Source organism: Bacteroides cellulosilyticus DSM 14838, from assembly GCF_000158035.1.
Classification (GTDB): domain Bacteria; phylum Bacteroidota; class Bacteroidia; order Bacteroidales; family Bacteroidaceae; genus Bacteroides; species Bacteroides cellulosilyticus.
This window is the reverse complement of sequence record NZ_EQ973492.1, coordinates 743,408-765,705: the sequence shown is the minus strand read 5'-3', so window position 1 is coordinate 765,705 and position 22,298 is coordinate 743,408. Positions and strand designations below refer to the sequence as shown.

The window sequence follows — 22,298 nt, the reverse complement described above, 5'->3', positions numbered from 1 at the left end:
AAACTCATCAATGTTGATCAGCATAAAACGCCCCAGATACATTTCGGCATCCCGCTTATTTCTGAAATCCAGGCTGTCCGTATAGCCGAAACGAAGTTCGGGCGGAAGAATGATCCGGCAATAGGTTGATTTTCGAAAACCTTGAGCACCGACTAAAAGAGGCGATGTGCTGTTGGCATACTGTTTGTTGAGCCCCCGCCAGTGAGCCACCATGTTCAGAAACCAACGGTAGAAGAGTTGACGCCAGTGTGGATTATTGCAAGGCACGAGGTCGGCAAGCGCATGAATACGATCTTTACCGTCCCAACGCCCTACGCTGCACAGATAATCTTCTACCGGATTGTATAGTGGCACACGGTTGGACGCCAGATAGCGGTTTACATCCCGGTCCCACACTTTGATGCCTTCTTGCAGGGCATCCATTGATATGCTGTTCCGTGCCCGTTGGTCAACAGGCTGGAAGTAGAAGTGAATGGAGTCCTTTTGACGAAATTCCAGATCATTGCTGACGGTATTAAAACGGAATTCATATCTACGTCCCATGAATTCCTCCAATTGCAGTGAGATTTTTTGTTCTGGTGTCAGGGCTGACTTCTTACCGAATCCTTTGCATTCACGATACAGATTGTGGATGGTTATCCTGACATCCTGTTCGTCTGCTTGTCTGTAATAGTGTATCATAACCTGACGTACGGTTTCTTCTTCCGGTATCCCTGCTTTGAAGCAATTTTCGGCCAGGCACACCAGCAGCGGATGCAAGGTATCTCCCCGCTTCCAGTTCTGCATTTCATCCAATGCCTTGCCGAGGGTTGTTTCAAACAGTATGGTGAAGGTTTCTGATGTCTCAAATCCGGGTTTCAGTCTCAGCAACGGATTCTTTTCCGTCAATTTCCGTTGGTGGAAAGTCTGTTCACCGGGCATGCTGAACGGCTGCTCCTGGCAGAAAGCTATGGCGTCAGGATTGAAATAAGGATCAGTGTCCAGTGTCATACGGCAGCTTTGTGCGGGGTTAGGCTCTTTCAAGGTTATGGGAAACGACAGTATGGGTTGATAGCACTGCACAGCCATACGATAAGCGCAGGCATGAAAGAGAGTGATATTCTCCTCTTTTACAGGGAGGTTTCCGTCGGGAAGCACGAATTTCACCCATATCTTTACGCTCCGTCCGCTGCTTCCGGTAATAGCTGCCCAAGTTTGCGGTAATAATCTTGCCTGCTCTTTCACTAGTTCTACTTCTGACAATCCGGCCAGGCCATTTACTTCGAGCATTACTATGCCGTTGTAGCGCTTCAGCTTTCTGCCTCCATCGCGGCTTCTTCCATATTCTACAGCCGGATAAATGCGTGGCAATTTATTAATGTGCTCGTAGTGACCACGAGCATCAGGGGTGGTATATAGTAGCATGGTCCGTAGTGCGGTGACGTGTGCTGCTTTAGTTTCTGTCTTTATCCGTTCCAATAATACATCTGCCTCGCAGGTGCTGACGGCTTCTCTCCCACTCTCTTTTTCTTCTCTGACAAGGGTTATTTTCATTTGTGTGTTTATTTAAAAAATAATTTATTCTTAAGAACCTTTTCCTAAGAGACTGCAAGGTAGGTATAAAATGCGTTTGAAACAAATAAATCAAGGCTTTTGTTAAGCGGTAACACCCCTTTTTTGTTCATCATAAAGCAATCATAAAAATTGAAATATAGTTGATAGAAAACTTGACTTTCCCTTATTGTTTTTGTATCTTTGTCAGTAGCAAAACTTCGTCCCGCAATTGCGGGACGGACAGTTCTCGGCTGTGGGCTGTGCATCCTATAATTGCAGGATGCACAGCCCACAATTGGAAAACAAAGTTTTGCCTATAGCTTACTGATATTTTCCTTAATGCAAAAGAGGAAAAGGAAAGGGGCAAATGATGATTTAGTAACTTAATAACATAGCATTATGGCAGCAGAATATGATTTTCGGAGACGCCCGAACCCGAAGGGTGACGGCGAATTACAACCTTTGTACCCACGTATCGTAAATAAGGGTACTATTGAAATGGAGCGCTTGGTTCAGGATATAGCCGATATGTCCAGCTTCACTCCCGGTGATGTGAAGGGCGTGGTGGCTTTGCTTGAGGACCGTATTTCCTATTACCTGTCCGAAGGACATCATGTACAGTTAGGTGATATCGGATATTTTTCGGCAAGCTTGCAAGCCCGTCCGGTAATGGATCCCAAAGAGATTCATTCGCAAACTATTTTCTTTGGCAAAGTACACCTGCGTGTGTCTCCCGATTTCCGGAAACGCTGTGCGGGCTATGTAGAACGTGCCAAATATGGTTTCCGAAAAAGCGCGGAACTTAGCGGTGCGGAGCGTTATCGCCGTTTGCTGGCTTTTTTGGAGACACATCCTTTCATTACTCGTCATGATTATAGCGGAATTACAGGACTTTTGAAGAATAAAGCATTGAATGACCTCAATTTGCTTGTAGAAAAGGGGTATTTGAATACAGTGGGGCAAGGTTCGCACAAAGTGTATGTACGGGCTGATAATAAGGAGGTTACAGAATAAAAAACGTGTTTTTTATGAATTTCGGGGTGTAGGAAGAGAATTTTATACATCTGCCTACACCCTTTTATACACCATATATTTGCCTGATATTCAATGGAGTATAATCATGGGTGTAGGATGTAGGAAACAACGTCTAAAAAACGTTGTTAATTATCAACGCGTTTCCATTTGCGTACTTCCTCCACGGTACTGGTTTTGGTAGGACTTTCATCTACTTTTTCTGTGTGATCTATTTCATAATGATAATCACAGTGTCCGCAGTTCGTTTCCTGATGATAAGTAATAGTACCTGTCCAATACTCGTGGCTTGACACTATGTCCTTGCTTTCATAGCGAGTTTCCCATTCTACAAAATCAAAGCCTTTGTCCTTGATTTTCCCTTCTTTCCGTGAAGTATACTCATGGCGTTTCACATTTGAATCTTTTACCAGCGAAGTAGCTTTTAAAGCATGCTGTCCGCACTTAGGGCATGCAAACTCTTTGAGAGGCTTCCAGTCATTCACCGAATCAGTCTCACTATCCGTATGTGTGTGGTGATGACAAACGGCACACTCTGTATCGGTTTCCACCAAGTGATGTTCCCGTCTACGTGCTTTTTCCACATCAACAAGTGTATTCTTTATCCAACTTGTCCCCCATACAGGCTCCACGTCCACACCTGTCAAATAAGTGATTTCAACTACATTTAATTTATTAAGTGCCGCGCATGACGGGCAACGGGCGTCACGAATGGAGAGTTTTTCTACAGCAGCGCACATCCATATCAGTAGCAATACGCCTCCCGGCAAAAGAATTATCCAAAGAGAATTGAATAAGTAGAGACAGGAAAGCAACAAGATATACATCCAAGGGATCATGTATACATATTCCAGTTTGGCGATAAACGAATTTTTCACTCCCGGCATGCGCCCCAGTGCAACAAACAGGAGACTTGCGGCTCCATACACTATCAGCGTCAATCCGCCCAATATCAATAAGAACAGTATCAGCTTCATGAGAAACCAGAAAATGGAGGAGAAAATCCCCTTAAACCACGAACCGAATTTACTGCTTAAGGATTTGTGGTGCAGCGGCTGACTATTAGCGTCTACCGTAAAGGGCTGGAAGTTCGTGACAAGATTCCAACTAATTATATAATAAAAGAAGGGTGCACTCGTGTATAAGTTATATTTTAACTCCGAGGTACGTTCTGTATGTATCACAAGTCCCTGTTCATCTACCGTGAGTAACACTCCTTTCGTTCTTCCTTCCCCTTTGGCCAGCACAACTTGCGGAAAATAATAACTGCGTGTCGATACATCGGCCATCAAATAGTCTCCGGCTTCTTTGCATATACGTTCTAATGAGAAACCGGTCAATGAATCGGCTCGATAAACATAGCGGAAATCGGGATTCATAGCTCGCAGCTCCTTTACTTCACCTTCGACAGCCAATTTGGGCACGCCAAAGCGGTTGCCGTTTTCATCTTCCACAATCCATGTCCAACGTCCATCTTCGGCAATGCCTTTCAGGCTTGTACCGGCTTTTAATGTTTCGTTGGTTTCTTCAAGTTTTCCACTCTCACCAGACCATACATATATCCATTTATTACAGTCTTCCTTCAACACAATCTTCACATCTTTTTTTGCCAGTTCTCGTGAAGGACTCCAGAAAAGAAAAAAACAAAACAATACCAGGCATACTACAAAAGCAATAAGACTTTTCGTTAAAGAAGTCGTCTTACAATACTCTCTTCTTTTTAATTCTTCTTTCATATAAGTACTCGTTATTAATTAGTCTGTACTATCTCAATTCTCCTCCTCCTGGGAATTGAGATAGTATAAGTTATTTCTTGCTTATTACTTAGTCTATTCTATTTATCGTTATAACCTCTTGGGGGAATTAATATCTTTCTTTTCAGTTATGAATCAGCTACAAGCTACAAGTGTCTTTCGGAATATAGCGCAGCTACTTGTAGCTTGTAACCATACCTCGTGAGCTTGAAAATGTTATTTATTGCAAAGAAAATCTTTTTTTTATGGAAAGCAAAGGGATAATAGAAAAAAATAGGGCGAAGCCTCCGCCCCGCCCTATCTCCTTTGTGATACTTGTAGATTAATTAAAGAATTCCCTTTACTGTTTCCAGCATACCTTTTTCTTGGATAGAATCCAGATCAGCTTTCACAGCAGCGGTAAGTCCCGGGATATTATTCAAATCTTCGCCCCAGATAGAAGTTGCAGCAAGTACACCTTCGGTTACTTTCTGGGTATCGCCTGTTGCCCACAGGTCTTTCAGTAATTGCATGATTTCCGGAGCATCGTTCGGGGTGATCTCAGCACCGTCTTCACGAACACCGCCTTTATAATAAGTAATAATAGCGGCCAAACCGAGAACCAGTCCCTTAGGCAATTCACCTTTGCGTTGCAGATAAGTCTTCAAGCCAGGCAGGTCACGAGTTTCATATTTCGGGAAAGAGTTCAGCATAATGCTGGTAACGGCATGGTCAACAAACGGGTTGTTGAAACGCTCCAATACATCTTCCGCAAACTTCTTCAACTCATCTTTCGGCAAGTTCAATGTTTCCATCAACTCATCGAACATTACCTTGTTGATGTACTGACCAATAACCGGATGTTGACAAGCATCACGCACAATGTTTACGCCCGACAAGTAAGCTACCGGAGAAAGAACAGTGTGAGGGCCATTCAGCAACGTTACTTTTCTTTCATGATACGGTGCTTCAGAAGGAACGAACAATACATTCAAACCAGCCTTGTCAGCAGGGAATTCTTTGGCAATCTCCTGCGGGGCTTCGATGACCCAGAGGTGGAAGATTTCAGCCTGTACCACCAAATTATCATCATACTGCAATTTTTCCTTGATTGCTGCAATATCCTTGCGCGGGAATCCCGGAACAATACGGTCAACAAGCGTAGCGTACACACCACATGCTTCTTCAAACCAAGTCTTGAATTCATCCCCCAATTGCCATAATTCGATATATTGGTAGATGGTTTCTTTCAGTTTGTGACCGTTCAGGAAGATAAGTTCGCATGGGAAAATAATCAGACCTTTGCTCTTATCACCGTTGAATGTCTTGAAGCGATGATACAGTAGTTGAGTCAGTTTGCCCGGATAAGAAGAAGCCGGAGCGTCAGTCAGTTTGCAGGAGGGATCGAAAGCGATACCGGCTTCCGTAGTGTTGGAGATTACGAAACGCATTTCCGGTTGCTCAGCCAACTTCATGAATTCATTGTTCTGAGTGTAAGGATTCAGTGCACGGCTGATAACGTCGATCATTGTCAGGCTATTGACAGTTTCTCCTTTATCCAATCCTTGCAGGTTTACGTGATAAAGATCATCCTGTGCATTCAGCATGTCTACCATACCTTTGTCGATGGGTTGAACTACTACAACACTGCTATTGAAGTCAGTTTTTTCGTTCATGTTATAAATAATCCAGTCGATAAATGCACGTAAGAAGTTTCCTTCACCGAATTGAATGATACGTTCCGGGCGCTGAGCCTTGGGAGCGGTCTGTTTGTTTAATGCTTTCATGCTTAAAAATCGTTTTTAAAGTGATTGATATTATGATGTTTATTCAAATTCAAAATAGAAATTGATGTTTTCTTTCATCAGGATGTCGATAGGCATATACTTTACACCGGTCACTGGACGTTTGAATACGACATGATCGCACAGAGCTTTTACGCCACAGTATCCTTGCAGTCCCGGTCGTTGTCCGATGAGATAATTTACTTCGCCGGATTTCAGGTACTCCACGTTCTTTGGCAGAAGGTCGTATCCAACCAGTCCTTCCAAATGGTGTCCTGTTTCCTGTAGATATCCTGCCACCTGGTAGACACGTGAGTTAAAAACGGCTCCTAATACTGCCTTGGGATGTGCGGCAAAGAAATCTTCCAATGTCCGGCGGTTGGCTTCATCATCTTCTTTATTCAGTACTACATCATGAACCACCAGATTCTCATGTTCCTGTGCAATAAAATTCATGAAACCGTCCATGCGTCGTTGCATCTGTATTTCTGCCGGACTATTCTTTTTATTATTAAGAAATAGTATCAGCTCCTGTCCTTCCTTGTACTTGCGCATCAGGATTTTAGCAGCCATATACCCGCTTGTTTGGGAGTCTTGGCCGATGTAGCAGAGTGCATGGGTATCTTCTATATTAAAGTCGACAAATGCGTAAGGTATCTTTTTCCCTTCCAGATAAGATGTCAGTGACATTGTCTCTTCACGGAAATTGGGGGCGATCAATACGGCATCCACTATTTCTTTGCGGAGCTTCGCGCAGGCTTTTTCATAAGAAAGCCGGTCGGCATGATGGTAGCACAAAAAGTCCACGCTTACATTAAAAGGACGCAACTCTTGTGCGGCACGGTTGATACCTTCTGCAACGGAATGCCAATAGTCATGTTCCACATAATAAGGTATAATACACAGAACACGGTAGCGCTTCTTGGCTGCCAGACCAATGGCAAACATATTAGGATGATAGTCTATCTCATCAAGCACTTTTTGAACCTTCTCCCTGCTGGCAGCAGAAACATCTCCTCGATTGTGCAACACGCGGTCCACAGTTCCGGCAGAAACACCCGCCATGCGGGCAATGTCTTTAATGGTGTAGTTCTTGTTTTCCATATTCTTTGTCTCATTCGTTTTAAGGCACTAAAGGTTCAATGTCTAAAACTTAAATATTATAAATATTTGCGGCAAAGATACGAATTATTTTGTTTCTCCAAGTAAATTTTCTACTTTTGTGTTCGATAACGGTTAATAAAAGCAAAAACCAATATCTTGCCTATTAGCTTTACAATCAATACTATATAGGTATAGAAAAGAGAAAGTAATATTTTTATATACTTAAAACACAGTAGAATGAAAAAATTTATGGATGAAAACTTCCTGTTGCAGACAGAAACCGCACAGAAGTTGTATCATGAACATGCGGCCAAGATGCCGATTATCGATTATCACTGTCACTTAATCCCTAAAATGGTAGCAGACGACTATCAGTTTAAGTCATTGACTGAAATCTGGTTGGGCGGCGACCATTACAAATGGCGTGCTATGCGTACCAATGGTGTAGACGAACGTTTCTGCACAGGCAAGGATACTTCCGACTGGGAAAAATTTGAAAAGTGGGCTGAAACCGTTCCTTATACTTTCCGTAATCCTTTGTATCACTGGACACATCTGGAATTGAAGACAGCGTTCGGTATCGATAAGATCCTGAGCCCGAAGACTGCCCGTGAGATTTATGACGAGTGTAATGAGAAGCTGGCTCAACCGGAATACTCTGCTCGTGGTATGATGCGCCGTTATCATGTGGAAGCTGTTTGTACTACGGATGATCCTATTGACTCTCTGGAATATCATATTCAAACACGCGAAAGTGGTTTTGAAATCAAGATGTTGCCGACATGGCGTCCTGACAAGGCAATGGCTGTAGAAGTTCCTGCTGACTTCCGTGCATACGTTGAGAAACTGGCTGAAGTAAGCGGTGTTGCTATTTCTAATTTCGATGATATGATAGCTGCCCTGCGCACGCGTCATGACTTCTTTGCTGAACAAGGCTGTAAATTGTCTGACCACGGTATTGAAGAATTCTACGCAGAAGACTATACAGATGCTGAAATCAAAGCTATATTTAATAAGGTATATGGTGGAGCAGAACTGACCAAGGAAGAAATCCTGAAATTCAAATCAGCTATGCTGGTTATCTTCGGTGAAATGGACTGGGAAAAAGGCTGGACACAACAATTCCACTATGGCGCTATCCGTAACAATAACAGTAAGATGTTCAAGTTGCTCGGTGCTGATACTGGTTTCGATTCTATCGGTGAATTTACTACTGCTAAGGCAATGTCTAAATTCCTCGACCGCTTGAATTCCAAAGGCAAGTTGACGAAGACTATTCTTTATAACCTCAATCCGTGCGCTAATGAAGTTATTGCTACTATGTTGGGCAACTTCCAGGATGGCACGATTCCGGGTAAGATACAGTTTGGTTCCGGCTGGTGGTTCCTTGATCAGAAGGACGGTATGGAGAAACAGATGAATGCTCTTTCCGTACTGGGTCTGCTGAGCCGTTTCGTAGGTATGTTGACGGACTCTCGTTCATTCCTCTCCTATCCGCGTCATGAATATTTCCGCCGTACATTATGTAATCTTGTTGGCCGTGATATTGAAAATGGTGAAATTCCGGCTTCTGAAATGGACCGCGTGAACCAGATGATTGAAGATATCAGCTATTATAACGCTAAGAATTTCTTCAAGTTCTAAAAGAAGAATTACTTTTTACTCATAGCAAGGAGTGCATCAAAGTTATATTGATGCGCTCCTTTTCTTTTATATATATACAACGCTTCTTTAAAGAATGATGTTACTTACATGCACATGTTGGCACTATCAACACCCGGATGTTAGTATCATCAACATGTACATATCAATAGCACTAACATGTGCATGTAAGTAATACTATTTTTTAATAATAATCGGGTATATCCTTTAACCTTGCATGAGATATTATATATATGAAAGAGAAATTTTCTCTATGTTATTGGCTTTTATAAATTATTCATTAACTTTGCGACATCTTTAGGAATATTCTGATATACTCCTAAAAGGTTGCATATTAAATAGTTAGAAGCGTTTACCATATTATTCTTGTCAAGGAAATCGCCAAATTTCAAATGGGTATAAGAATAATAGGCAACAAAACGCTCATGCTCGCTGTATATCCAAATGTATAGTAGAGCGTGGGCTGTTGTCTTTATTATCTATATCCGGGTGTTTGGCGATACCTCTTGACAGATAATGGCAGCAGTTCCCACGCTTTCATTTTATTTATAGGTGTCGTATGGGGACTTTCGGCACCGGATATACACGATGAGAAATACTATATCTGTCTTATGTGCGGCAACTTTTCTGTGCCTGCTCTGTTCTTCCTGTTCATCAAGCAGGCAAGTATCCTATTTGCAAAAGCTGAATGAGGGATTCCGGGACACTCTTATAGAATATGATGCCCGCATCATGCCTAAAGATTTGCTTACCATCTCCGTCAGTTGTTCTGAACCGGAAGCCGCCTTGCCTTTCAATTTAGTGGTACCTGCTTCGCAAACAGGAATCAATTCCACTAATTTAGTTTCACAACCTACCTTGCAAAACTATCTGGTGAACAATCAGGGCGAGATCGTTTTCCCTGTACTCGGCACCTTGAAAGTAGGTGGAATGACTACTCAGGAAACTTCTGAACTGATTGTGGGGAAATTGGAACGCTACTTGAAAGAGCGTCCCATCGTGACTGTCCGGTTGGTAAACTATAAGATTTCCGTAATTGGAGAAGTAAGCCGCCCGGGAGTCTATACCGTAAATAACGAACAGGTGAATGTCTTTGAAGCTGTAGCAATGGCGGGTGATCTGACCATATACGGGAAGCGGGATAATGTACGTATCATCCGCACCGTAGACGGTAAACAAAAACTTATCACCATCAACCTGAATGATGAAAACATCATTTATTCCCCCGACTTCTATCTACGGCAAAACGACATCGTCTACGTGGAGCCGAACAAGGCAAAGAAACAGAGTGCCAACATTGGTTCTTCCACCAATCTTCTGATTTCCATAACCTCTATACTTATATCCCTGGCAGGGTTAATGGTCAATATTTTACGATAAAAAGTATAATTCACTAACTAACACAATCTATATATATGAACACCAATCAAACAGACACTAATCAAATGCAGGAACAAGAAATAGACCTGATTGAACTATTCTACAAATTGTTAGCACACTGGCGGTGGTTTCTGCTGGCTGCTGTGGTAGCACTTGCCGGAGCATACATTTATGTACATGTAGCTACTCCCATCTATCAGGCGACGGCTTCTGTTGTCATCAAGGATTCGGAAGGAAGCAATAAGGCCATTGATGAGCTATTTCAGAAAGTCGCTCCTTCTTCCCTCACCTCTGCAAATACGCAGATTGAAGATGAAATGGAGATATTGCGTTCACGCTCTATCCTGCTGCAAGTGATTAATGAGCTGAATCTGCATACGAAGTACAAGGTGAAAGATGGACTTTTCTATAATGAAACCACTACACCTCCCATCATTGCTTCTATGGATAAAGCATCCATGGATACATTGAGTGGGACATTGCTGATACAAGTAGAGAAAACAGGTGAACATTATACCGTGAGCAGCGCCTTGGACGATATTTGTGTAACGGAGACTTTCACAGGTTTCCCCGCTTTTATAGAAACTCCTGCCGGACGATGCACTCTAAGATTACTGCCCGGACATCAGTTTTCCGAGGCCATAAAGATAAGTATTTGCCGTCCTATTGATGCCGTAAACGATTATTCCGGTCAGCTGGTGGTCACCACTACCTCAAAGAAAACTTCTATCATCAGTCTGACCTTCAAGGATACGGATAAGGATCGTGCGGAAGCTTTTCTTGTTAAGTTGATTGAAGTCTACAACCGGGATGCAATGGATGATAAGAATAAGGTGACAGGAAATACACTCATCTTTTTGGAAGAACGTTTGGACAGTATCAGCAACGAACTGGGATTTGTAGAAAAGCATCTGGAGCAATACAAACAAAAAGAACGTCTGAGCGATTTGAAAACCAACATGACTCTGGATCTGAATACAAACAATGAGTACGAAAAGAAGTTGCTGGATGTGGAGATGCAACTAAATATGACTAACTATATTTATAACTATTTGTCGGATGATAAACACCGTTTTTCGCTATTACCGGTGAATACGGGGATTGCCGATACGGAACTGGTGCAACTGATTAACGAATATAACAAGGAACTGCTGGAACGTGAACGGCTGATGAACACCATGAAAGCAGATAATCCGACGGTGGTAAATCAGGATATTCGCATTGATGCATTGAGAAGAAATGTAGTAAGTTCTGTGGTCGGTGTGAAAGACGGACTGAGCATAGCACGCACTGATATTCTGCGTAAAACCGATTATTTCAACTCCCGTATCGGAAATATGCCGAAGCAGGAAAGGGAGTTCAATAACATAGACCGTCAACAGCAAATTAAGGCAAACCTATATCTGATGTTGCTTGAACGGCGTGAACAGGCAGCTATTTCTTTGGCAGCCACAATGAACAAAGCAAGAGTGATTGATGCTCCCCTATCTGCTGACAGACCGATAGCTCCGCGAAGTATGATGATCTATGCCGGAAGTCTGTTTCTGGCATGTGCAATGACGGCAGGAGTGATTTTGTTCGGAGGCATTTTCCGCACTAAAATAATGTCGGTAGCAGAAGTAGAGAGTACACAAATTCCTGTAATGGGAATCATTCCGTATACCAAAGAAGGTGGTGGTGTTGAAGAAGGACAAAACGGCATCATGGAAGAATCTTTTCGCCGCATGAGAAGCAATCTGCGTTTTCTTACTGAAGACGGTGACAAAAAATGTATCCTGATGACCTCCACCATTAGCGGAGAAGGAAAGAGTTTCATCAGCATCAACCTGGCTCTGACCTTTGCTTTTCTGGGATGCCGGGTACTGGTAGTGGGTCTGGATATCCGCCGTCCCAGACTGGCGGAGTATTTCAGAATAAAGAGTCATGTAGGTATGACCAGTTACCTTTCGGACAATGAGATAAAACCGGAAGATATAATCTTCCCGTCAGGAGTACATGAGCAATTATTCGTCGCACCTGCCGGACCTATCCCTCCTAATCCGGCAGAACTGTTGGAAAGAGCCCGATTGAAAGAGGCATTCGCGTATTTCCGTGAACAGTTTGATTATATCATTGTGGACTCGGCTCCGGTGGGATTGATTAGTGATACATTGAGCTTGAGTAAAGTGACTGATTTCACACTCTATGTGTGCCGCATGAATTATACGCACAAGAATGTGTTGTCTGAAATTGTCGAGATACAACGATCAGGGCAACTAAACCAAATATCTTTAGTAGTGAATGGTGGTAATCTGGCGGAAAAGAAATATGGTTACGGATATGGCTACGGATATAGTTATGGTTACAGAGATACTCATAAAAAGCATAAGTAATATACACTCATTTTTTTCATCTCACTTTTTTTTCTTCTCAATGAAGATACTGCTCCGGACTTTCATAAGTTAGGTAAAGTCTGGACGGTATTTTCTAAAACCACCACTTCTTCTTTTTATTCTGTTCCGCAGGGATATTGCCTTGCGTATAGATATCCCGGAAGGTTTTACGTTCTTTAATCATCTGATAGATAAGTCCCCAATCGGGCAATCCGCCCAGATTACGGTCATCAATGAAAAGGTCTACTTTCAGTTTACGGGAGAATCCACAGTCCTGCTGCTTCTCTTCGGGATAATCACGATTGACAGCATAGAATTCCACTCCTCTTTCTTTGCACCAGGCAACGGCTTCTTCCAGAAGTTCACCTTCGCGCACACTCCACAAAATAAGCCTGTGCTGATCTTGCTGCAACAGTTTTAAAGTGTCTGTTGCAAAAGGAATTTCTCTACCGATACGGGGATAGCGATGTTCTACTATAGTTCCGTCGAAATCAACTGCTATTGTCATAGTTTTATGCTGAAAAATTACAGAACAAAGATACGAATCTTATTGAAAAAACAAAGCGTTCTCTCCCTTTTACAATAGGCAAATATGAAAGAAATTTGCATATAATTTCATAAAAATGTATTTTTGCGCTTAATTTTTCACTAACAACATAATATTAGGATGACTCAATCACCCAAAAATGTATCTAAAGGGTTCACTAAAGCCTTTTGGGTAAGCAACACGGTCGAACTGTTCGAACGTATGGCGTATTATGCCGTTTTTATCGTTCTCACCATTTATCTTTCTTCTATTTTAGGCTTCAACGACCTTGAAGCGAGTATGATTTCCGGTTTATTTTCCGGTGGTCTTTATCTTTTGCCTATCTTCACGGGTGCTTATGCCGATAAGATAGGTTTCCGGAAATCCATGATTGTTGCTTTTTCGCTGCTGTCTGTCGGATATCTGGGTTTAGGAATTCTCCCTACCCTGCTGGAAGCTGCCGGTTTGGTGGAATATGGCAAAGCAACCCGTTTCACCGGACTGCCGGATAGCGATAGCCGCTGGATGATCGTTCCTGTGCTGTTTGTTATCATGGTGGGCGGATCGTTTATCAAATCCATTATTTCGGCTTCAGTGGCAAAAGAAACTACGGAAGCAAACCGCGCACGCGGTTATTCCATCTTTTATATGATGGTGAATATTGGTGCATTTACCGGAAAAACAGTGATTGACCCGTTGCGGAATGTTATTGGAGAGCAGGCGTATATCTATATCAATTATTTCTCTGCTACGATGACCATATTGGCATTGCTTTCCGTTGTTCTGCTCTATAAATCTACCCATACGGCAGGCGAAGGAAAAAGTATGCGTGAAATCGGTCAGGGCTTCCTGCGCATCATAACAAACTGGCGTCTGCTGATTCTTATCCTGATTATAACGGGATTCTGGATGGTGCAGCAACAGTTATACGCTACGATGCCTAAATATGTAATCCGTATGGCGGGTGAAACTGCCAAGCCGGGTTGGATAGCCAATGTAAACCCATTTGTAGTGGTTTGCTGCGTTAGTTTCGTGACGCGTTTGATGGCGAAACGGTCAGCTATTACTTCTATGAATATCGGTATGTTCCTTATCCCATTCTCGGCTCTGCTGATGGCATGTGGTAACCTGCTTGGAAATGACGTGATAAGCGGAATGAGCAATATCACATTAATGATGATAGCCGGTATTGTGATACAGGCTTTGGCAGAATGTTTCATTTCACCGCGTTATCTGGAGTACTTCTCCCTGCAAGCGCCTAAGGGTGAAGAAGGTATGTATCTTGGATTTAGCCATCTCCATTCCTTCCTCTCTTCCATCTTCGGTTTTGGTATCGCGGGAGTATTGTTGACAAAATACTGTCCCGATCCCGTCCTCTTTGAGACTCGTGAAGCATGGGAGGCTGCCAGCACCAATGCGCATTATATCTGGTACTATTTCGCCGCTATCGGTCTGATATCTGCACTGGCACTGTTAGTATTTGCCAAAATCACCCAATCCATCGACAAAAAGAAGAAAGCCAAGGTCTGAATATCTCATTTTTTATGTATATTTGCCGTCACTTTGCCATAAAAGTGGCGGCTTTTTCTAAATTGAGGAGAACATAATGAAAGTAAAATTTATAAGCCTTGCGAGCGGAAGTAGTGGCAACTGCTATTATATAGGCACTGAAAAATACGGAATACTTATTGACGCTGGTATAGCGGTACGTACTATTAAGAAATCATTGAAGGAGGTGGGTGTCGGCATGGAGACGATACGCGCGGTATTCGTTACACACGACCACGCAGACCATATCAAAGCTGTAGGCGGACTGGGTGAGAAACTGCACATCCCTGTCTACACTACTGCACGTATCCACGAAGGAATCAACAAAAGTTATTGCATGACGGAGAAGCTCCACTCTTCTGTTCATTACCTGGAGAAAGAAGAACCGATGGTACTGGAAGATTTCCACATTGAGTCTTTCGAAGTTCCCCACGACGGTACGGACAATGTGGGTTATTGCATTGAAATCGACGGAAAAGTATTTTCGTTTCTTACCGACCTTGGTGAAATCACCCCTACTGCTGCCAAGTTTATCCGTAAAGCGAACTACCTGATACTGGAAGCTAACTATGATGATGAAATGTTGCGTATGGGTACATATCCGCAGTATTTAAAGGAGCGCATCACCAGCCGTACGGGACACATGAGCAATATTGCAACTGCCGAGTTCCTGGCTGAAAATATCACGGAAGATCTGAAATATATCTGGCTTTGTCATTTGAGCAAAGACAATAATCATCCGGAGCTTGCTTACAAGACGGTGGAATGGAAATTAAAGAGTAAAGGTATATTGGTAGGTAAAGATGTGCAACTCTGCGCTTTAAAGCGTAGCACTCCTTCCGACTTGTACGAGTTTGATTAAAAAAAGCCGCTTTCATCGAAAAAAGATTTTATTTTGCTTGGATGAATAAAATAAAAGGACTACTTTTGCACCCGCAAATAAGAAAAACGATGCACTCTTAGCTCAGCTGGTAGAGCAATTGACTCTTAATCAATGGGTCCAGGGTTCGAGTCCCTGAGGGTGTACGAAGATAAGGTTCTGAAAACAATTGAGTTTCAGAACCTTTTTTATCGTCATTGGATATGACTTTGCTACTAGACTAAAAGAATCTTGAAAATCTCCCGTATGTAGATGCAACAACAGGAGGCATTTATCTGTTTTTCATTATATAGTTTCACTCTCATCATGAATAATTGGAAGAAAAAATTTATCATAATATGGAGCGGGCAACTATTTTCTATATTAAGTAGTTCCATCGCTCAGTTCTCTATCGTCTTATGGATTAGTCTCAAAACGGGTTCTGCAGAAGTTTTGTCCTTTGCCATGATTGCCGCCTTGTTGCCGCAAGCCTTGTTAGGGGCATTTGCAGGCGTATACGTGGATCGCTGGAACCGGAAATGGACTATGATAGGTGCAGATAGTTTCGTTGCACTTTGTTCCGGTATCATCGCCTTGTTATTTTACCTGGATATTGTGGAATTGTGGCACATTTATATATTATTGGCACTTCGTTCCATTGGTGGTTCGTTCCATTCACCGGCAATGAAATCATCCATTCCATTGCTGGCTCCGGAAAAAGAACTGACCCGTATTGCGGGAATTAATCAGGCTATCCAGTCTATTTGTAATATCGGTGGCCCTGCGTTGGGAGCGGTTCTGCTTCTGGCATTCGATATGAGTATAGTCATGTTATTGGATGTGGCAGGTGCAATCATTGCCTGCACTTCCCTACTGTTTGTTTACATTCCGAATCCGAAGAAGGAAAATATCTCAGCTAAGAGTGTCTTGAACGATATGCGCGACGGTTTTCATGTGATTATGCGCAACCGAGGAGTTAGTTGGGTGATGGTTACAGAAATCCTGATTACTTTCTTTGTGTTGCCGATAGTCGCCCTGATGCCGCTGATGACTCTGCATACTTTCTCCGGAACAGCTTATCAGATTAGTTTGATAGAAACACTTTTCGGGGCGGGTATGTTGGCCGGAGGGGCTTTACTGGGGATTTGGAATCCTAAGATCAGGAAGATACTGATGATTGCGTTCTCCTATGCGGTACTTGGTCTGGCATTGGCTATATGTGGTATGTTGCCCGGCAATGGGTATGTCTTTTTTGCCATACTGACGGTGGTACAAGGGCTTATCGTGCCATTTTTATCCGGTCCCTTTACCGCTCTATTGCAGACGCAGTTCAAACCGATTTATCTGGGACGTGTATTCTCGCTTTTCGACAGTATAAGTTTGTTCCCTTCTATTATCGGTTTGCTTGTCACAAGCTTTGTAGCCGACTCCTTGGGAATAGGCAACATATTTATATACTGTGGTTTTGCCATTGTACTGACTGCAATTCTGATGATGTGTATTCCTTCTGTTAGAAATTTGGAGAAAGAGGAGATCAGGAAGAAAAAGTAAATAGTATTATTGCGCGTCTATACCTCTTTTTTTCAGCATCTCAAAGTCTTCTTTTCTCATTCCTATATCATCCAGTGGATGCGGTTCATTATGATCATTCAGATAAACCCTCGATTTCTCTGTATAGAGAGGGCTGGTGACAGATAGACTGTCATTGCGATACGGAGTTTCTATTCCGGCCAGTTCCATCATGGTCTGGAAAAAAGAAATACTGGAAGATATATTTTTCTGCCGGTTCATCGAAGCAGCTTTCTCTATCCCGGGATACTCTTCCCTATAACTGTCGGATGTCCACAGCAGGAAAGGTACGTGTAGCTGATAATAGGACGGAACGGGGGATGCATGAAGAAAAAGGTGTCGACCATCGTCGAAGATATCTTCCCCATGATCGGACGTGTAAAGCATACTGGCATCTACTTGCTGCTCCTCCAATAGGTGGATGATACGTGCCAGGAAATTATCCGTATACCGAATGGAATTGTCATAGGCATTCATCAGGTTATCTTTGTATTTCACTTCTGCATCTACGGGGAAATCCGGCAAGAAGAAAGCAGCAGCTTCCGGATAACGTTCCCGGTAATTGAAGTGAGATCCATAGGTATGCAATACAATAAACTGTTTCCGATTTCCTTTCTCAAGTTCTTTTTCTACCAACATTAACAGGTCGTCATCTGAAGGGTTATATTGCGAATCCTGAGAATCTTCCTTGATAAAATCATAAGTATCCGCTTCCATTCCGAAGAAGTCGATGAAAGAATGGTTATACCGCTGGTTTGAGAAAAAAGCTGTCTGGAAACCGGCTTCTTTGAAAGCGGTAATGATGCTTTTCCGATAATAAATGGAATCGAAATTCTGTGCAGAAACGGGAGAAAGCAGCATTGGTACACTCTTGTGCGTAGTATTCGATTCCGTCAGAACATGGCAGAAAGAGGTCACTCCTTCTATTTTAGAAAGTTCAGGGTTCGTATCCCGATCATAGTCGTAAAGACTCCAGTTCAGGGCACGGGATGTCTCGCCCACTACCATAATATAAATTTCGCGCCTGTCTTCCGGATGGGAAGGCTGGGCGTTAAAGGTAAAGTTCTCTGATGTGCGGTGATACGTCCTTGTTTGGGCATTACGCTGGAATGCGAGTGCTACATTGTAACACACGTTGGCCGGATACAAATCCGATTTCAGCTCGTAACGTTTATCCAGTCCATAAGCGGCGCCCAGTGAAATAAAACCGATGAGCAAGGCAATCCATGCTTTTTTCCGTTCCCGACGGATAAATTCCGGAGATAATTTCCGTTTCTTTATAATGGAGATTGCAGCCAGAATCAATGCCGGTATATAAAGGATAATCACACTCACTAATGCCGGAACAAGATTATCCAGCAACTCCATAGCTTCACTCGAATTAGTGGTTACCAGGTTCAGAAACATATCCACAGCAATAATGGACTGTCCGAAGAGATAAAGCAGTACTATCTGGAAAGCTCCGAAGAAGATGAATAGGAAAAGGATCCAGAACATCTTTCCACAGTTTCTCGACAAAGTCATTAATAGATAATAGAAAGCAAATGGCAACAGTACATTGCACACTTTTGCCACCACAGGCATCGGCTCTGTAAAACAGAGGATGATATTGGGTACTATCATGATCAACAGGAACAGATAGAACAAATGCTCCTGATTTTCCAACCATTTCTTTATGTTTTTAAAAAGCTTCATTGATGTTGAATATAAATCCGGTCTGGCCTTTTCCAAACCCTAAATCTAACCTTACGTTTACTCTCTTTTTGAACTCCCACCGATAACCAAAACCATAATTAGGGAGGATATGTTTAACTTCGAAGCCGGAGAATTTAGGAAATACGGTTCCCGCTCCTGCCCATACAGCTACGCCATTTCGCCTCCAGACGTGCTGACGAAGTTCTATCTGTACATCCATGGCACATTTATCACGGTAACGCCCTTCGTAATAGCCACGCATGGAATAAGAACTTCCCAATGTTGCCATCAGTCCCCAAGGCGGATTACCGTAATTCAGCAATGTATGGAATTGCCCAGCCAATACTCCCCCTTTCCATACAGGATGATAATAGCTGGTAGTCAGCTCTGTGCTGCTGAAAGCATATTTATTACCGAGGAATGCGGGGCTGAATCGTTGGTCTATTCTCAGGTAATAGCCACTATAGGCATTTGTGAGGAAATCCCGTGAATCATAGAGTAATGAGAATCCGAGGCTTATATTGGTAGTCCGTGCTTTCATTCCTTCCCACAGTTCGGGCTTTTCAAAATCGTGGCCGTAGACATAATCAAAGACAGCCATCGGACCGATATAGAAGTTCTGCGCTATACGAGTCATGAAGTCTACCTTTACTTGTGCCTGGAAGCGGTCGTAATCACTTTCATTATCGTCATTAGAACCGTTTTCATATCCTTTTCCCCAATACAAGCTGGGGAACGAATAGAAATAAAGATTGTAATTCAGACGGTATTTGTCTTGTGGAAAGAGATGATTTCCACGTACCCCCAACAAATAGAAACCTACCGTAGATACATCACCATATAAAGATACATTAGATGGCGGAAGGATGGTGTCATTCAGGTCTGTACGATATAATCCGGCGGCTACCAGGCCGATACCGAGCTTGGTGTCACTGGAATAATGAGGCCCTCCGATAACGCTGAAGTCAAACTTCTTATTTTTTTTCTCTTTATTGGCATCATTAAAATAGTCCAGGAATTTCTTGAAGAAACTTTTCTTTTGTGGTAAAGTGTCAGTTACAGATACAGAAGATTCGACTGAAACATCTGTTCCTGTGGGGCCTTGTGCCCATATATCGGTGGCTATTATCAATAACAGCACCGGTAATATCCATCTCGTTAGTTTAGCGTCCATGATTACACCTGTAGAAAACTACGTCGGCAAATTTAGTTTTATTTTAACCATATAACAACAATTTTGTGAAGTGTTTTGTTCAAACTTCTTCCATTAAGAAAAAAGGGGGAAGAAATAAGAATTTCAGAACTTTATTCCCGTTTTAACGTTATTCTTTTAGAACGAATAACGAACTTCATTATGAAAACAAAAATGGATATTCCCGATAAAGAGGGACGAAAACGACTTGTGATTGTGGGTGGTGGCTTCGGTGGATTGAAGTTGGCACGAAAATTGAGAAGTGATAAATTCCAGATAGTGTTATTGGACAAGAATAATCATCATATTTTCCAACCCCTACTCTATCAGGTAGCAACCGCCGGTATTGAACCGAGTGCAATTTCTTTTCCTTACCGCAAGATATTTAAAAAGAGAAAACATTTCCATATACGTATTTGTGAGGCACAACGGGTAATTCCCGAAGATAATATTCTGGAGACTTCCATCGGAGCTCTTTCATACGATTATCTGGTTGTCTCTACCGGATGTCGTACCAACTATTTTGGTAATGATGGGCTATCTCAACGGACAATGGCCCTGAAGAACACTGCAGAAGCTTTGTTTAATCGCAACCAGATACTGGAAAGTTTTGAAAAAGCACAGAATACCAGCAATCTGGAGAAAAGAAAACGTCTCATGACATTTGTCATCGTAGGTGGTGGCGCTACGGGTATAGAACTTTCCGGTGCATTGGCAGAAATGAAAAAATTTGTGCTTCCGCAAGACTATCCCGATCTTGATATGAACCTGATGCGCATTGTCCTTGTGGATGGTGCTCCCCGCCTGCTTTCCGCTTTCTCTGAAAAATCTTCGGAAGAAGTGGCAAATTACTTATTAAAACGTGACGTGGAGATCATAACCAGTGTGCAGGTTACGAATTATGAAAATGGAATAATGACACTGAGTGATAACAGTACCTTGGAAGCGATGAATGTCTTTTGGGTTGCAGGTGTACGCGCCAACAGCATAGAGGGACTTGCAAAGGAAGCCTATGGTCCCGGTAACCGCCTCCTTGTTGATCTCTACAACTGTGTTCAGGGTTATAACAATATTTTTGCCATCGGTGATACTGCACTGATGATTTCCAAGGAATACCCGAAGGGACATCCACAAGTAGTTCAACCAGCCATTCAGCAAGCCCGTAATCTGATCCAGAATCTGGATAGAAAGGAACGGGGGCTTGAAATGCAACCTTTTGTTTATCACAACAAAGGTTCCATGGCTACCATAGGACGCAATCACGCAGTGGTGGAACTGAAAAACCTTCGTTTCGGTGGTTTCCCCGCGTGGGCAGTATGGCTATTCATCCACTTAATGAGTATTGTCGGTGTAAAGAACCGTCTGTTTATCTTTGTAGACTGGATGTGGAGTTACTTTACATACGATCCTTCTTTGCGGGTAATTATAAAACCTTTGCGTAGAGATAAACCATAATGCCTTATTTTTCGTTATATTAAATATAAATGTTTAAACGAACGACTATGCTTTACAAATTTTTATTCCCGTCTAAACCGGATGGAGCAGCAACGTCTGCTATATTATTAATAGTGAGAATTATATTTGGTGTGTTACTAATGAACCATGGTATCGAGAAGTGGTCCAATTATCAGGAGTTATCCGCTGTATTTCCCGATCCGCTGGGTGTGGGCAGTCCTCTTTCCCTGGGATTAGCCATATTCGGTGAATTGGCTTGTTCTATGGCATTTATCATTGGTTTCCTTTACCGTCTGGCTATGCTACCGATGATATTTACAATGGGGATGGCATTCTTTGTTATTCACGGAAACGATCCGTTTGCGGTCAAAGAACTGGCTTTCATATATCTGGTGGTATACGTACTGATGTATATTATCGGTCCTGGAAAGTTTGCCGTAGACCACTGGCTGGGTAAGGCTTTGACTCCCAAAAAGCCTTAATTTTACCGGGGCTGTTTAACTGAAAAATTGTTTTTGTCTCTTATTTAAGTGTATTTTTCACAAAAAGCACTTATATTTGCCCGAAGAAAAAGAGCAAAGAGTTAAATCAATAAACTCAGTAAAACAAAAGAAAGTAATTATGAAAAAGAGTAATTTGAATTTGGCTGCAACCGTGATGATTTGTGGCGCATTTCTTTTCAGTTCTTGTATCGGTTCTTTCGGCCTGCACAGTAAATTGGTAAATTGGAACCAAAGTATCGGTACAAAGTTTGTTAATGAGCTTGTTTATCTGGCTTGCAACATTATCCCCGTATATCCTGTTTGCTATCTGGCAGATGCGTTGGTAATCAACTCCATTGAATTCTGGAGCGG

General features: G+C 42.5%; 17 protein-coding genes and 1 tRNA gene. 11 read left to right on the top strand and 7 right to left on the bottom strand.

Annotated features, from left to right (window positions below):
• A partial coding sequence (locus BACCELL_RS21275; protein WP_007214140.1) for a BT4734/BF3469 family protein occupies positions 1 to 1,533 on the bottom strand: 1,533 nt, incomplete at its 3' end.
• 399 nt (positions 1,534 to 1,932) lie between these two features.
• On the opposite strand from BACCELL_RS21275, the gene BACCELL_RS21270 reads away from it, so the two are divergent.
• Positions 1,933 to 2,547: an HU family DNA-binding protein gene (locus BACCELL_RS21270; RefSeq protein WP_007214138.1), complete on the top strand. Its 615-nt coding sequence runs from the start codon at positions 1,933 to 1,935 to the stop codon at positions 2,545 to 2,547.
• Between the two features lie 146 nt (positions 2,548 to 2,693).
• Here the strand turns inward: BACCELL_RS21270 and BACCELL_RS21265 are convergent, their stop codons facing one another.
• The 3 genes from BACCELL_RS21265 to BACCELL_RS21255 form a co-directional block, all read right to left on the bottom strand.
• On the bottom strand, positions 2,694 to 4,301 hold the full coding sequence (locus tag BACCELL_RS21265) for a hypothetical protein (RefSeq protein ID WP_007214137.1): 1,608 nt from the start codon (positions 4,299 to 4,301) through the stop codon (positions 2,694 to 2,696).
• A gap of 344 nt (positions 4,302 to 4,645) precedes the next feature.
• A complete protein-coding gene (locus BACCELL_RS21260) occupies positions 4,646 to 6,085 on the bottom strand; it encodes a tagaturonate reductase (protein ID WP_007214136.1) in 1,440 nt (479 codons plus the stop codon).
• A gap of 39 nt (positions 6,086 to 6,124) precedes the next feature.
• Positions 6,125 to 7,186, bottom strand: a complete 1,062-nt coding sequence (locus BACCELL_RS21255; RefSeq protein ID WP_007214135.1) for a LacI family DNA-binding transcriptional regulator — start codon at positions 7,184 to 7,186, stop codon at positions 6,125 to 6,127.
• A 237-nt stretch (positions 7,187 to 7,423) separates the two neighbouring features.
• Between BACCELL_RS21255 and uxaC the strand changes: the two genes are divergently transcribed.
• The 3 genes from uxaC to BACCELL_RS21240 all read left to right on the top strand — a co-directional run bounded on the left by uxaC (position 7,424) and on the right by BACCELL_RS21240 (position 12,600).
• Positions 7,424 to 8,830 carry a glucuronate isomerase gene (uxaC, locus tag BACCELL_RS21250; RefSeq protein WP_007214134.1) on the top strand — a complete coding sequence of 469 codons (1,407 nt, stop codon included), beginning with the start codon at positions 7,424 to 7,426 and terminating at the stop codon, positions 8,828 to 8,830.
• A 606-nt stretch (positions 8,831 to 9,436) separates the two neighbouring features.
• The gene (locus BACCELL_RS21245; protein ID WP_044154174.1) at positions 9,437 to 10,228 is read left to right on the top strand and encodes a polysaccharide biosynthesis/export family protein; all 792 of its coding nucleotides are present in this window, start codon (positions 9,437 to 9,439) and stop codon (positions 10,226 to 10,228) included.
• A gap of 35 nt (positions 10,229 to 10,263) precedes the next feature.
• Positions 10,264 to 12,600 carry a GumC family protein gene (locus BACCELL_RS21240; RefSeq protein ID WP_007214130.1) on the top strand — a complete coding sequence of 779 codons (2,337 nt, stop codon included), beginning with the start codon at positions 10,264 to 10,266 and terminating at the stop codon, positions 12,598 to 12,600.
• 94 nt (positions 12,601 to 12,694) lie between these two features.
• Here BACCELL_RS21240 and BACCELL_RS21235 read toward each other — a convergent pair whose 3' ends face one another.
• Positions 12,695 to 13,108 (bottom strand): BT0820 family HAD-type phosphatase, encoded by a 414-nt coding sequence (locus tag BACCELL_RS21235; RefSeq protein ID WP_007214129.1) that lies wholly within the window; start codon positions 13,106 to 13,108, stop codon positions 12,695 to 12,697.
• Between the two features lie 159 nt (positions 13,109 to 13,267).
• On the opposite strand from BACCELL_RS21235, the gene BACCELL_RS21230 reads away from it, so the two are divergent.
• The 4 genes from BACCELL_RS21230 to BACCELL_RS21215 all read left to right on the top strand — a co-directional run bounded on the left by BACCELL_RS21230 (position 13,268) and on the right by BACCELL_RS21215 (position 17,084).
• Positions 13,268 to 14,656 (top strand): MFS transporter, encoded by a 1,389-nt coding sequence (locus BACCELL_RS21230; protein WP_007214128.1) that lies wholly within the window; start codon positions 13,268 to 13,270, stop codon positions 14,654 to 14,656.
• 76 nt (positions 14,657 to 14,732) lie between these two features.
• Positions 14,733 to 15,536, top strand: a complete 804-nt coding sequence (locus BACCELL_RS21225; protein WP_007214127.1) for an MBL fold metallo-hydrolase — start codon at positions 14,733 to 14,735, stop codon at positions 15,534 to 15,536.
• Between the two features lie 91 nt (positions 15,537 to 15,627).
• Positions 15,628 to 15,700: transfer RNA gene (locus tag BACCELL_RS21220), tRNA-Lys, on the top strand.
• Positions 15,701 to 15,860: 160 nt separating this feature from the next.
• Positions 15,861 to 17,084 carry an MFS transporter gene (locus BACCELL_RS21215; RefSeq protein WP_044154283.1) on the top strand — a complete coding sequence of 408 codons (1,224 nt, stop codon included), beginning with the start codon at positions 15,861 to 15,863 and terminating at the stop codon, positions 17,082 to 17,084.
• A gap of 6 nt (positions 17,085 to 17,090) precedes the next feature.
• Here BACCELL_RS21215 and BACCELL_RS21210 read toward each other — a convergent pair whose 3' ends face one another.
• A complete protein-coding gene (locus BACCELL_RS21210) occupies positions 17,091 to 18,797 on the bottom strand; it encodes a phosphoethanolamine transferase family protein (protein WP_007214125.1) in 1,707 nt (568 codons plus the stop codon).
• The gene (locus BACCELL_RS21205; RefSeq protein ID WP_007214124.1) at positions 18,784 to 19,971 is read right to left on the bottom strand and encodes a BamA/TamA family outer membrane protein; all 1,188 of its coding nucleotides are present in this window, start codon (positions 19,969 to 19,971) and stop codon (positions 18,784 to 18,786) included. Before BACCELL_RS21205 ends, BACCELL_RS21210 begins: the two co-directional genes overlap by 14 nt.
• Before the next feature lie 180 nt (positions 19,972 to 20,151).
• Between BACCELL_RS21205 and BACCELL_RS21200 the strand changes: the two genes are divergently transcribed.
• From BACCELL_RS21200 to BACCELL_RS21190, 3 genes are all read left to right on the top strand, one after another.
• Positions 20,152 to 21,444, top strand: coding sequence for an NAD(P)/FAD-dependent oxidoreductase (locus tag BACCELL_RS21200; RefSeq protein ID WP_044154172.1), 1,293 nt, complete (start codon positions 20,152 to 20,154; stop codon positions 21,442 to 21,444).
• Positions 21,445 to 21,491: 47 nt separating this feature from the next.
• Positions 21,492 to 21,926 carry a DoxX family protein gene (locus BACCELL_RS21195; protein WP_007218479.1) on the top strand — a complete coding sequence of 145 codons (435 nt, stop codon included), beginning with the start codon at positions 21,492 to 21,494 and terminating at the stop codon, positions 21,924 to 21,926.
• A gap of 139 nt (positions 21,927 to 22,065) precedes the next feature.
• On the top strand, positions 22,066 to 22,298 hold a 233-nt coding region (locus BACCELL_RS21190; RefSeq protein ID WP_044154282.1), incomplete at its 3' end, for a DUF3332 family protein.

Coding starts and splice junctions, on each gene's coding strand:
- BACCELL_RS21265 (WP_007214137.1), bottom strand. CDS start 4,301: ATGAAAGAAGAATTAAAAAGAAGAGAGTATTGTAAGACGACTTCTTTA.
- uxaC (WP_007214134.1), top strand. CDS start 7,424: ATGAAAAAATTTATGGATGAAAACTTCCTGTTGCAGACAGAAACCGCA.
- BACCELL_RS21225 (WP_007214127.1), top strand. CDS start 14,733: ATGAAAGTAAAATTTATAAGCCTTGCGAGCGGAAGTAGTGGCAACTGC.
- BACCELL_RS21205 (WP_007214124.1), bottom strand. CDS start 19,971: ATGGACGCTAAACTAACGAGATGGATATTACCGGTGCTGTTATTGATA.
- BACCELL_RS21245 (WP_044154174.1), top strand. CDS start 9,437: ATGAGAAATACTATATCTGTCTTATGTGCGGCAACTTTTCTGTGCCTG.
- BACCELL_RS21200 (WP_044154172.1), top strand. CDS start 20,152: ATGAAAACAAAAATGGATATTCCCGATAAAGAGGGACGAAAACGACTT.
- BACCELL_RS21235 (WP_007214129.1), bottom strand. CDS start 13,108: ATGACAATAGCAGTTGATTTCGACGGAACTATAGTAGAACATCGCTAT.
- BACCELL_RS21230 (WP_007214128.1), top strand. CDS start 13,268: ATGACTCAATCACCCAAAAATGTATCTAAAGGGTTCACTAAAGCCTTT.
- BACCELL_RS21260 (WP_007214136.1), bottom strand. CDS start 6,085: ATGAAAGCATTAAACAAACAGACCGCTCCCAAGGCTCAGCGCCCGGAA.
- BACCELL_RS21215 (WP_044154283.1), top strand. CDS start 15,861: ATGAATAATTGGAAGAAAAAATTTATCATAATATGGAGCGGGCAACTA.
- BACCELL_RS21270 (WP_007214138.1), top strand. CDS start 1,933: ATGGCAGCAGAATATGATTTTCGGAGACGCCCGAACCCGAAGGGTGAC.
- BACCELL_RS21255 (WP_007214135.1), bottom strand. CDS start 7,186: ATGGAAAACAAGAACTACACCATTAAAGACATTGCCCGCATGGCGGGT.
- BACCELL_RS21210 (WP_007214125.1), bottom strand. CDS start 18,797: ATGAAGCTTTTTAAAAACATAAAGAAATGGTTGGAAAATCAGGAGCAT.
- BACCELL_RS21240 (WP_007214130.1), top strand. CDS start 10,264: ATGAACACCAATCAAACAGACACTAATCAAATGCAGGAACAAGAAATA.
- BACCELL_RS21195 (WP_007218479.1), top strand. CDS start 21,492: ATGCTTTACAAATTTTTATTCCCGTCTAAACCGGATGGAGCAGCAACG.